5 protein-coding genes are annotated in these 11,755 nt (G+C 52.2%); 2 read left to right on the top strand and 3 right to left on the bottom strand.

The features are described 5' to 3' along the window. Positions 1 to 30 precede the first annotated feature (30 nt). Positions 31 to 972 (bottom strand): DUF4271 domain-containing protein, encoded by a 942-nt coding sequence (locus B036_RS0102545; protein ID WP_157472007.1) that lies wholly within the window; start codon positions 970 to 972, stop codon positions 31 to 33. 194 nt (positions 973 to 1,166) lie between these two features. Next, a complete protein-coding gene (locus tag B036_RS0102540; RefSeq protein WP_169435024.1) occupies positions 1,167 to 4,160 on the bottom strand; it encodes a T9SS type A sorting domain-containing protein in 2,994 nt (997 codons plus the stop codon). Between the two features lie 200 nt (positions 4,161 to 4,360). On the opposite strand from B036_RS0102540, the gene B036_RS0102535 reads away from it, so the two are divergent. After that, entirely contained in the window at positions 4,361 to 5,788 is a 1,428-nt protein-coding gene (locus B036_RS0102535) for a hypothetical protein (protein WP_020567115.1), read from the top strand. Between the two features lie 318 nt (positions 5,789 to 6,106). Here the strand turns inward: B036_RS0102535 and B036_RS31540 are convergent, their stop codons facing one another. After that, complete coding sequence (locus B036_RS31540) at positions 6,107 to 9,715, bottom strand: M36 family metallopeptidase (RefSeq protein ID WP_020567114.1); 3,609 nt, start codon at positions 9,713 to 9,715, stop codon at positions 6,107 to 6,109. A 362-nt stretch (positions 9,716 to 10,077) separates the two neighbouring features. Between B036_RS31540 and B036_RS0102525 the strand changes: the two genes are divergently transcribed. Next, positions 10,078 to 11,523: a glycoside hydrolase family 10 protein gene (locus B036_RS0102525; protein ID WP_169435023.1), complete on the top strand. Its 1,446-nt coding sequence runs from the start codon at positions 10,078 to 10,080 to the stop codon at positions 11,521 to 11,523. The last annotated feature ends 232 nt before the right edge of the window (positions 11,524 to 11,755 follow it).

The raw sequence follows: 11,755 nt of genomic DNA, 5'->3' as shown, positions 1-11,755 counted from the left end.
TTAAATTTGGTTTAAAATACCGGCCTCCATTTAAGCAATGGAGTCGCTCACAAAGCGGTAAAGCATAAATATGGGGGCCGTTTCAACGGCGCAAATATACAACAATAAATGTACAGGCCTGCTGGTGACCAGCTTGTTTGCAATGAGTAACCCTCTGAATAAGTGGAGGGTGTAGACCAATGCCAGCAGTCCGATACCGGCATAAATAAAGGTGCTCCGCCACTCCTCGGGAGCGTAGCTTACCAGTAGATTTAACGGAGAAATAAACAAACCGGCTAAGATGGAGAAGACCATCAGCGTAAACATATAACGGCTGATTTCTTTGCGGAGGGGGAAAAGACGAGCGAATAAAACAAGCACAAAATTCTTTAGCCCCAGTATTGCGGCAATGACTAAAGAATAGGTCAGCCAGCTCCCCCAGATACCGAAGCCAATGCTTCGTTCGAAATAGGAGGTTAGCAGATAAAGGAAAAAACCCATGGAAAGAAAGGAAAAGACGTAGCAAGCCCATAGTGCGCCCAGCTCCCCGCCGGATCGCCGGGTGTAAACTTGCGTCATAAGCGCATCATTGACGGTGCCTAGTAGCACCTGCCGTAACAGATCGCCGAAAAGCAGCCATAGTCCGGCCAAAGTGAGCAGCAGCAGCAGTTGAATCAAGAGAACCGTGCCTTTTCCCTGATTGGGATCAGCAGACTGGATAACGAGTGGACCTGTTGGGGTTCGAAGAGCTGACGAAGGGGTTCCGGGCTCGATGTTTTTAGATGGCGCGGTCGCAGGTGCAGAGGAGGCTTCAAGGGCAATGCCAGCACCCGGCTGCAAGTCAAATGGATTACCAGTAGTGGTTGCTGCGGGTCTCTCTTCATTTGCGGTTGCCGAAAGCCGGTCTTTCAACTCAAACGGATTCTGTTCCATTTGCGAATGCAGTGGACCAAAATAGGAGAGTAAGCAAAGCAAAAAAAGTAAGTAACGCAAGGTATATATAGATTCCAGATGCACAAGATAAGGAAGTACGACGGTACAAGACAAAAAAAAGCCCGACCGCGAAGCGGTCAGGCACAAACAATCATAATCTCATGAAAAAAAAGACGACCTAAAAAATCTTTGGTATTGGCGTAGCAGCCAACATATTTTGTAACATCCTAACGCTCAATACGGTTGGGTTGTTGTTATCGAAGTATTAAATGTCCTCCTCCGAGGAGAAAACCTCCGCCACTTATTTCGTAGAAATAAGCGCCGCCGGCCAGGTTTGGACGCAAGAACTCAAAATTGTCACCCCGGAAACTCGTTTCGTACACAGTACGCCCGGTGGCATCGAAGAGGTGGAAATTGAATTCCGTGTTTTGTGGCTCCCATCCCATGATCTGTACCGTTGTACGATCACTAACCGGGTTAGGACTCACTTTTATGTTTACACCCGTTGCTCTTGGCAAGTTGCGGTCCGTTGAGGTCAGCAGGCAACCATCTTCAGTAAAGAGGTCTGCGCAGCCAACCACGTGGCGAACTTGTCCGGAAAGTACCGGCGCTTCATAGTCAAAATAAACGGCAGCACGATTTCTGATCACAGTACCCGTTGTAAGATTCGGTTCTTGGGATAGTCGGTATGAGACATAGCCCTGTCGGATAACTGCTTCAGCTTCCCCCGTGCCGCCGCCTGAAAAAATTCGGATTGAATCAAACGTGATCTTCAAAATTCCGCCCTGGTATAGGACAAAATCATAGGGATGACTCGCGGCACCCATTTCTAAACTGTTGAAGTCCAACTGTTCAGGTAGTGTGTCGCGGATGACCACGCGTTCGTAGGAGTCGTTGCCCGGCAGCGCGAAGAATACCGAATATTCAATGTCTGTTTTTGGGATAATGATAGAATCTTGATAGCCTCGGGGATAGGCCGTCAGTTGTAAAGCAGCGCCTTGATCCAGCGCAACGATCTCCTGTGTAAGAATGTCAATATGCAGGTCCTCGTCGTTATCGGGGAACTGGGCTACGTAACCTGTGCTAAAGGTGACTTCGCCGGGGTTTGTTTGGCAACCTTCCGCTACGGCTGTAGGGAATAAGCTGCCTGGGTGACCTGCTGACTGCTCTGCAATCAGCCTGAAAGTTCCAATGTTTCCATCGCTTGAGATGTCAACCGGAATTTCTAAGGATTGTCCTGTGAGTAGGGGACCGAAGGTTCCCTGCTCGCGGAGCGCGATGTCTTCAACAATGACGTAGCTGCTAGTCTGCGTCATATCTGAAATACCAACGTTGGTAATCGCGAAGGACAGGCCTTCAATTCGATCACAGCGGCTGGTCACCACGATGCTGGAGCGATCCCAGTCATCACTCACAGGTACACATTCAATCAGGGGAAAGATGGTAGCCCGGGAGCTGATCGCCTGACCTTCAACAACAGTGTTGCAGGCTACGCGAACAATTAAGGTTATCGTCCCTTCCGTTGAAGGGTCGATGTCTCCGAGATCGAAGACTATCGTTGTTTCGTTCACTTCTACCGGCGTGATGCTGGTGGAAAGGAGCGTTAGGTTCTCGTCTAGAGCAACTTCAATGCTGGCGTCGGTTGCTGATGCAGTACCAGAGTTGCTGTAGTTAATGGTGATGCGTTGAGTATCGCACTGAATCGCCGGAGTTGCGCTCATTGCAACTTCCAGCAGCGGACAATCGTAAGCCGGTTGCACCGGAAAGTCATGAAAATTGCTGTCGTAGGGCTCCGTGAGATCAACCATTAGCGGGTCAGGATCACAAAGGTTCCAACGATCGTTGCGGCGCAGGAGGGTAACTTCGTAGATGCCCCGGTCTACCCGGAGATCGTAGTTGCCCAACGAGTCAGTGCTTCCGAAGAAGGTAGCATCGTCACCTTCTGCTTTAACCAGCCAGCCAGAGAGGCCAAGGTCGCCTTCCTCGTAAGGGCCACAATCGTTGCCCTCGGGGAAGTAGACTTTACCACGCAGGTAGTTGGTTTGAAGACCACCGAGATCATCCGTTTTAAAGAGGACGAGTTCGTTGCCAAGCACACCGTCGAAACGGGCACTGAAGCCAGCCAGAGCAAAGCCACCATCGAGTGTTTGTGCGAGGTCTTCGCCAACATCCAGGGTTTCTTCGTCACCGAGGCGACGCTGCCAGAGCACCAGGCCATCCGCAGCGCGGACTTTCACCATTAATACGTCAAGGTTGGCCGGGGTCGGAACGGTTTGACCGACGGCAACGAGGTTTTCACCACCGTCTTCTTCAATCACGCTGTTCAGAATGTCGTCCAGTGGTCCCGCGTCGATTTCGTGGTACCACAGCGTATCTCCGTTGAGATCCGCCTTGGCAATTAATGCCTTATTTGAGTTATCCGTAGACCCGACGAAGACCAGGTGGTCATCTTGGGTACGAATGATTTTCTTGAGTTGTTCGCTTTTGTTGTCCGTTCCGTAGTACTTGCTCCATTGGACTTCTCCTGCGGCGTCAAGACCATGTAAGGCAATGTCTCCGGAAGCGTTGTTATTGGATTTAGCGTTAGCACCGACGATTAAACTACCGTCTGGGTTAACGATCGTACCAAAACCTTCACTACTGAAACTACCGCCGATGACCGAGCTCCAAAGCTTCTCTCCGTCCTCATTCACTTTCGTGACCAGAACATCGCTGCGGCTTGAGCCAGCCTGTTTACGGTAACCGGTGATGAGGTAACCTTCACCCGGCAGGCGGGTGATTTGGCGTCCTCTCTCGTTAAGTCCCTCTTCGCCAAATGACTGGCTGAAAAGGATATCACCCTGTCGGCTGATCTTTACGAGGTAAGTTTGCTCGGCGGAATTTGCCGTGGTTTGCCGGAAACCAGCTACCAGGTAATTGCCGTCAGCCGTTTGGATAACGTCTTGGGCCTGCTCGATGAATCCTTCGTCGTAACGACGGGTCCAAACAACAGTACCATCAACATCGGTACGAACTACAAAAATGTCAATGTCGTTGTCGTCCCCTTGCACCCCGTTAGTACTGCCAACCTCGATGTATCCGTGGTCTTTAGTCTGTAGGATGGCCCGACCGAAGTCGTCTTTAGGGCCGCCGAACTTTTTTTCATACCCCTGACCCACTAAGGTTAAAGAAGCGCAAAGTACAGCCAGCATCAGGGCCATACGCTGGCACTGACGACCGAAGGCCAATACCGTAGATCGCTTTTTCATTGTTTGTGTTTGGAGGTCGCTATCCGTTGATTGCAATGCAAATATGGGGGCAGTTCGACCCCAGGCAAAAAACACAAAGCTGGCTTTGTTGAAAAAAAAGTGTAGTTTTACTTTAGACATAGAAAGCTACTTTTAGGGTTAAAGCTCTTATTTTACTAGGGTTTTACGATTTTTTGTGAGCGTAAATTTGTTGAAAAAGTATGCACAATACCGTTGAAAAAAATCCCCTTATTTCTTTATACCAGTCACTTGACAAGCCAGATGGCCGACGGTTGGGGAAATGGCTGGATAGCCCGATCCATAATCAACGTGACGATGTGCGGGCACTCCATGCCTATCTAACCGGTGGAGAAGACCGCTTATATAAAACGTCCTCATTGTCAAAAATGCGCATATGGAGCCGGATTTTTCCTCAGGAACCCTTCGATGACGCGCGTCTACGACAAACTTTTCACTGGGCGCTAAAGGCAACAGAGGCTTTTCTGGCTTATGAACACTGGTGCCGTGAACCGATTAACCAACAGCTGGCACTGACCTCGGAGTTGCGGAAAAGGAATATTGCGGACGTTGCAGCCCGAAGTTTGAAGAAAGCAGGGCAGTTGCTGGATAAAGTAAACATTAAAAATGAGCATCACCTGCGAAACCAGTACCTGCTTGAATTAGAAAGAGATGAACACCGGATCTACTACCAGTTAAGGGACAAGCCCCGATTTCAGGAAATTGCAGATACGCTGGATCATGCCTACCTGATCGAAAAACTGAAAGCAAGCTGGAATATGCTCTACCAGCAGCGCTTGTACAAAACGGAATTCGACGTGAAATTTCTGGAAGAAGTAGTAGGCTACGTTGAACGGCTGGACCTTGACCAATACCCCGTTTTAGCTATCCATTATTATGGTTACCGGGGGCTGGTAGCCGATGATGCTTCCGGGGCTACCATAAGCCTGCTACGCGATGCCGTGGAAAATGATGGGCATCTGTTGAGCCGAATCGATTTGCGGTACGTCATCCTGATGGCGATTAACCTTTGCATTTCCAACATGAACCAGGGCCGGGAACCCTACATTCGGGAATCCTTCGAATGGTACAAGCTTGGCTTCGCTGAAGAGGTCATTACGCAAAATGGTCTGCTTACCCGGGCTACCTACCTCAACGTGATCACCATCGTGTTGCGGCTACAGGAGTACGATTGGGCCCAACAATTTATTGAGCAGCAAACCCACTTACTGGAAGAAGACGTACGGGACAATACAGAACGCTTCGCCCGCGCCCGCCTGGCCTACGAGCAAAAAGACTATGATATGTCAATGCCCTTGCTTGTTCAGGTGGACTTCAAGCACCCCGTCTACAATATCATGGCAAAGACCCTGCTCCTTAAGATATACTACGAACTCGATGAGTTCGATGCTATGGACAGTCAGCTGGACAGCATGACGACCTACCTGCGTCGGAAACAACTCTCCGATCTGCACAAAGACAACTTCGGTAATATCGTGCGGTACGTCCGCCAACTCAGCCGCATCGCACCGGGCGACAAGAAAAAGCTCGCTGAATTGAAAGCAAGAGTAGAAGATACCAGTCCGTTGACGGAGAAGAAGTGGTTGCTGGAACGGTTGGGGGAACGGTAATTTGGTCTAGGGATTGTTGGACGAAAGGAGCTCCGCGCCCGAGCGGAAGCGCTTGCCTTCGGTAACGTAACGTCGTCTCACTACCGGAGGTGGCTTCCTGCATGACCCACCTTGCTCCAATACTTCCCCCTGCACCTGCGCCCCCGCCCAAAAGAAAAGCGGTACAACGAACCTTCGTCCATTGTACCGCTATTCTCAGACCTATATATACTGATCACGAAGTAGTTTGGGATATTCCATGGCGCTGAGCGCCTGTGAACACTACCAACCGCAAGTCAACTGAATCCTAAACCTTTACGGTTTGGGTGTATAAGGTCATTAATTGATCGTGATTTTAGTAGTGCTGATCCGGTCGGCACCAGTAACCCGCACTACGTAGATACCTGCAGGTAGTGTAGCGGTATTAATGGTCGTGCGGCCACCGCCCGCGATCAGGTTCAGTTTAGTGTTATGCAGCACACGGCCGTCGATACTCAGCAACTGTAGGTTGGCGTCGCCCGCCCGTTCAGTAGTGATGTTGACCGTAACGAACTGATCTGCGGGATTCGGGTAAACCCGGACGTCCGTCTGCCCTAGGACAGGATCATTCGTATTGTCGATGGTACCACCTACCGCTAGGACGCCATAGTTGTCCACATTGGCGGGCCAGTTATCTCCGGCGTCGGAGGTGAGGGTAGCGGTGCCGTCATAGTTGACCATGTCGAGGATTTCGATGTCGTCGACCCACCAGCCACGGCCTCTTGCGGACTGGTCAGAAATGAAGCGCCAGCGGATAAAGAGGTCTTGTCCGGCATAGTCTGCAAGGTCAACGATGATCTCCTGGAAGCCGTCGCTATCGCCCCAGAAGGAGTTCGTGCCCAAAAGTGCGGCGGAGCCGTTCCGGTTCACCTCTCCCCGGTAGCGGCCCCTTACGAGCTTATCGTCTACCCGGTCCCAGTTGTTGCCATCGGTACTGACCTCAACGAGGCCTGCGTCCCAGCGAATCTCGGTCTCGTACTTGGTAAAGAACCGGAGTCCCGGGTTATCACCAGTGATGGGTAAGGCTTCAGTAGTTTGTAGCACCTGGTCCTGAGCAGTTCCCGCGTTGACGACGTACCAGCTGAATTCGCCAGTATACGGGGTCGTATCCGTTACTTCCCAAAAGATATCAGTGATGGGGTTATCCGGATCGAAGACATTGAGGCTAAGGATGTCCCAGTCATTATCTCCGGCTTCAGCGCCATCGAAGTAGGTCTGGTCAGAGCCTAATGTGGGGTCGGTGGATACAGAATAGAGAATGGTTTCTTCGTCTTCGAAGTCCATGGTGCCGAGGTCAAACGTGAGCGTTTGTCCATCGATGGTCCAGTTTTCGATTCCTCGGATAGAGTTTTCCTCGAGCGTCATCCCGTCGGGGATGATGTCGGTAATCAGTATCTTATCCGTAGCCTCCTCGCGGTAGCTGGTGGCTTTGAGGGTGAAAGTGACCCCTTCGCCAGCATTGATGGTGCTGACGTCGGCAGTTTTAGTTAATTGAACACCACCGAAACAAGCGGGAGAGATGTCAAAAGCTTCTCGTCCGTCAGTCCGGTCATTGGAGCCACTGCCCTGGCTGGCAGAGAAGCCCAGTCCCCGGCGGGCGAAGACTTCCCAAATCAGGCAGGAATTGGCGCCATCATACAGATCAAAGTCGGCAGCGAGGATGCCGTCGCGGCCGTCCACTAAACCAGGGCGGCACTTGGTTCTTTTCATTCCTTCGATGACCAGCTGCACGGCAAGGTTGTTACCTCCGGTACCGTCGATGAGGTCTTCGTCTAATCCGTCCCGGTTGCTCAGGGCCCAGTAAAGGTCCCAGAGCATGGTGTTCCAGATTTCTCCCAAGGCGTGAACGCTGGGCCTGGGGCTGCCATCGTCGGGATCAGGAGCTAAGAAGGCGTTGATGATGTCGTCATAGGTCTGGGGGTTGATCGACATATCCGTTGAGTAAGGGAAGTTGCGGATGCCTCGACCGTCGAAGGAATTTTGGAGGACGTAGTTACCGGTGCCACGAGCTTCTGAACCATCAGGATTTGGTACATTCGTCAATGGGGTAGCGGCTACGGTGAAGAAATCAGACCAGCCCTCGCCCATTTGCTCGTCGTTATTAAGGCAGCTGTTGGTATTTGGTCCGCCGACGAGACGATTGGATACACCGTGTCCCATTTCGTGCTTTACGATACCGTTGTCGAAATCACCGTCAACGGGGGGTGGTGGCTCGTTCTGAAAGGTAACGGAGACGCTGTCGCCAGCCACTACACGGTTGCGCAGCTCCACGCAGGCTTCGAAAGTGATGAACACGCTGGGGATACGCTTGTCGAGCGCGGGGTCACCGTCACTCATTCCGATGAGACCACCCCTGCCGTCGGCAGCACCTGCCATGGCATCATTACAGATGATGGCGGCGATGGCGCCAGCTTCTTGTGCGTTGAACACCTTCAGGGAGAAGTTACATCCGCCACGGGTAACGAGGGCTATCTGGCCGGTCAGGTCATTAGTTACTTCAGTACAGCCGTCGGCCGGATCTGAGATCGCCACCTGTCCGGTAAGGGGCGTTTCGTCAATAGCAGGACCAAAGCCAGCTAGGCCGGTAGCGTAACGGCCCGAAATAGATTCCGGGGCAGTAACCTGCATAGCACTGCCATCGCCATTACTGGTCCAGAGGAACATTTGCATTCTTCCGCTACCTCCGTCTGCGGGGGTAGAGAAGGTCGCGTTGTTAACTCTGGAACCGTCCTGTGCTTCAACTAGGACTTCGTCTCTGTCCTCACCTTCATCCGTGTAGTTCTTCCGTTGAAAGTTGCCGGCAGCTTCGTCAAAACCAGCCACGTAGAGCCAGTCGTGCATTTTGTTGGTGGTGTAAAACGTTTGTGCCATGGCTGCTTGGAGCAGGGTGTCGGGATCGGCTCCCGGTGCGTAGAAGAAATCGAAGACCAGCGAATCACCGCCTTCTGCGACCACGTCAGTTTCTACATTATTGTCGCCATCCCGATCGGGGTAAGACCAGGTGTTGTTGCCACGGGTAGTCGTGTACTCTGCGCCTTCGATGCCGTTGGTGTCATGCCAGCCGAAGGGGGAAGCAATTGGGTGTGCGGGGCTGACCTCCATGGTACGCTCTCCGTGAATGGGCGATTCGACACCGAAGGGAAAAACGTGGTAGCGGCTTTCTTCGGCCATGGCGGCAGGAGCGGTAAAGGCTTTTTCCAGCAATTGCTCGCTTACGGGCATTTGCTCATTAACATCACTTTTGCAGCCGTTGGCAAAATCGTGCTGATGGCGGTTGGGGGTACCGAAGCTACACTTAAGTACCATATTGTCCTGGTCGATGATGCGACCATCTACGGCGTCAATAATTACGTCCCAGTAGTCGGAATGGGCAGCGTGCTGGTCGATGAGGACACGGTACACCAGGCGGAGCCCGGCTTCGGTGACGTACCAGCCACTGCTGACTTTAATGGCCTCGGGGCTCACTTCTTCCCAGGAGAAGAGCTGCTGGCCAAGCTCGTCGGTGCCGATGGCGACGGGGACGCCGAAGGCTGAAGTAACTTCGTTGACGGCTTTTCCGGCAGCAGTTTGGGCGCTGAACGCAGGTGCAGTGGGGAGAACGGAGGCCAGGTTAGTGGCCAGGTCGCTGGTGCGGTGCACCAGCCGGTCACCCCGGAAGTGCAAGGATGCGGCAGCATTGATAATCGGCAAGCCGTGCAGGCGCTGCGCCACATATATGTGGCGGGTGCCGTTGGGGCTGGGGTAGTTGTCGGTGATCTTTATGTCCGTCACGTCGCTAGCCTCGAGACCGAAAACGGCATACTCTTTTTGGAGGTAATCAATGGCTAGCTTGCCACTGTCTTGGGCACAGATGCCCGCGGTTGCTCCTAGTAGTAACAGGAGTAAGAAATTAGTAAAAAATATTTTCATGTAAAACTAGTCTTGAACGATGAATGTGATTAAAGTAGGTTGCGGCTTCAATATTTGCGAGTAGGCCAATCGCGTAATATGAGCCGATATTGGGTGCCAAAACTAACTAATCATTGTCAGCCCAACTGTCTTGGAGGAATCACTTTCTTCGAGATGTCAAAGATTTATCGGTACTTGGTGGGATGGAAGACATTTCAACCTCCAACGTTGCCCCTTTTTTGCTTCGTTTTAACTCACTTTGTACCTGCGGCAGCGCCTTCAGGGTAGTAGGAAGAGGAAAAGGGCGGAAAGAATCGGCTCTGCTTTCTCTTAAGCTCTTATTAGTGCTGCCCTTTTTCCTTTGCTCCTTTTCACCTCTGTTATTGGCCCAGTCCGCAGACCGTGAGCTCCGTGGCGTTTGGATGGCTACGGTGCTGAACATCGATTACCCTCAGAACCCGACGGTCAATGCTTCGACCCTCCAGGCCGACTTTAAAAGCCAGTTGTACCGTCTTCGTCAGGCTGGCCTCAACACCATATTTGTGCAGGTCCGACCGGCAGGCGATGCGATCTACCCGAGCCAATACGCACCCTGGTCTGAATGGCTGACGGGCGTGCAGGGCAAGGCTCCCGTCAGCGGTTTTGACCCACTGGCCTACATGATAAAAACGGCCCACGCTCAGGGAGTCGAGCTGCACGCATGGGTAAACCCCTACCGGGTGGCGATGACGCTGGACAGCCTGAACTTTGCCCCAGACCATTTGTACCACCAACACCCCGACTGGATCAGATCCTACGCCGGCCGCCGGTACCTTGATCCAGGCTTACCTGAAGTTCGTACACATCTTGGCGAAGTAATCGATGAGCTGGTCGCCAACTACGACCTGGACGGTGTTCACTTCGATGATTATTTCTACCCTTACCCCAAAGCAGGAGTGCCCTTCCCCGATGAGGAAACTTTTCGACGCTACGGTGGCAGTCAACGACTTAGTGACTGGCGGCGTGGCAACGTAAACACCTTCGTAGCCGAAACCCAGCGACGCATTAAAGCGGCGAAGCCGTGGGTGCAATTCGGTATCAGCCCCTTTGGCGTTTGGCGGAACCTGGCCCAGGATCCGGTCATGGGATCCGCCACCCGGGCTTCGGTAAGCAGCTACGATGACCTGTATGGCGACGCCCTGGCCTGGGCCCGCGCCGGTACGGTTGATTACCTGCTGCCGCAACTGTACTGGAGTATGGAGTATGCTCCTGCCGGTTACCGCACCCTTGCCAATTGGTGGGCCGCCAACACCCCAAAGAACATTGCCCTCTACGCCGGTCACGCTGCCTACAAAGTGGGTAATAATGACGACGAAGCCTGGAATACCCTGGAAGAATTGCCCCGGCAGGTTGAATACAACCATCAATTGCCCGCCCTGAAAGGAAGCGTATATTTCAGTACCAAATCTATCTTGCTGAATCCAGCTGGTCTTGCGGAGCGGATGGCGGATGTTTATCCTACGCCCGCATTGCTGCCCGTGCGTATTGCTCCGCAAGAGGTAAGAACAATGAAAGTAAAGGTTTACAAGCCTAAAAAAACGGCTAAGGGTATGTTGGTGGTATGGGATGTAGACAAGACCGTACCTAAATCCGAATTGCCACATTACTTTGCCATTTACCGGGCGAGTAAATCCACGCCAATGACCCTTTTACACCGAACGCCTTATGGCCAGGGCTGCCACCGCCTGCATTATTACGACGCGGCCGCGGACCCTGTGGTCAAGTACGATTATAAGGTAGTGGCACTTGATCGATGGCACCGGGTATTGAATATGCGCTTTGCTCGGTAGATATGAGATACTTGATATGGGATATCTGATGTTTGATTGGGCTGCCGCCAGTAGATGCTCGCTTCGCTCGTGGCATTTCCATGGGAAGTCCTCAGTGCCCTTAATGCCTTAGTGGTTTTGCCTGCTCTTCCTTAGTGTAGCTTCTCAGTGCCCTTAATACCTTAGTGGTTCCTCCTTTCCCCAGTAGCGACTCCGAGGAAAATTCTTAATGCCTGAGTGCCCTTAATGGTTT

Source organism: Neolewinella persica DSM 23188 (assembly GCF_000373105.1).
In the GTDB taxonomy this organism is placed as follows: Bacteria; Bacteroidota; Bacteroidia; order Chitinophagales; family Saprospiraceae; genus Neolewinella; species Neolewinella persica.
This window is presented reverse-complemented; position numbering and strand designations above follow the sequence as displayed.

Excerpts from the sequence above, each read along its gene's own strand:
- B036_RS0102540 (WP_169435024.1), bottom strand. The coding sequence starts at position 4,160 with ATGAAAAAGCGATCTACGGTATTGGCCTTCGGTCGTCAGTGCCAGCGT.
- B036_RS0102535 (WP_020567115.1), top strand. The coding sequence starts at position 4,361 with ATGCACAATACCGTTGAAAAAAATCCCCTTATTTCTTTATACCAGTCA.
- B036_RS31540 (WP_020567114.1), bottom strand. The coding sequence starts at position 9,715 with ATGAAAATATTTTTTACTAATTTCTTACTCCTGTTACTACTAGGAGCA.